The organism is Mesorhizobium sp. M2A.F.Ca.ET.039.01.1.1, from assembly GCF_003998035.1.
In the GTDB taxonomy this organism is placed as follows: domain Bacteria; phylum Pseudomonadota; class Alphaproteobacteria; order Rhizobiales; family Rhizobiaceae; genus Mesorhizobium.
Genome location: NZ_RZRY01001433.1, coordinates 1 through 593 on the forward strand (window position 1 = coordinate 1; position 593 = coordinate 593).

Here is a 593-nt window from a genome sequence, read left to right on the forward strand (position 1 = left end):
TCGCCGCGCGGGGAAAGAGTCGCGCATGATGAAAAAAACCATCTTTCGCAGACGAAAAAAAAGTGATATTCCTTCAGCGAGAGACTGGGACCGCGGCCGCTGGGCGCGAATGCGAACAGAGATGACGAGATGTTTTCTATATCGATTGGTGTCGACATCGGAGGCACCAAAACGCATTTGAGAAGCTGCCTGGAACAGGGCATGGGCCGCGACTTGGTGGTGAGGACCAGTGAATGGCGTTGTGGAGCCTATGACCACGATATTCCTGGACTAATCGCGCTAATCAGCGGATTTGCGGATGGCGCCACTCCCAACGGCATCGCGATTGGCTCTCATGGATGTGATGATGAGGCCGAGTGTGCCATCCTGCAAAAACCCCTTTCCAATCATTTTGCCTGCCCGTTGAGGGTCGTCAACGATGCAGAGCTATTTCCCCTAGCCATGGGGCTTTCCAGCGGAATTGGTGTCGTCGCGGGAACTGGCTCAATCGCCGTTGCTCGGGACCAGAAAGGCAGGATGCATGTCGCAGGCGGTTGGGGCTGGGCAATCGGAGACGAAGGGAGCGCTCCCGGTTTAGTACGTGAGGCTGGTCG

1 pseudogene is annotated in these 593 nt (G+C 56.3%); it reads left to right on the top strand.

From position 1 onward, the window contains the following. Window positions 1–129 precede the first annotated feature (129 nt). Window positions 130–593 (top strand): annotated as a pseudogene (locus EOA24_RS40290) (hypothetical protein); the annotation flags it as partial.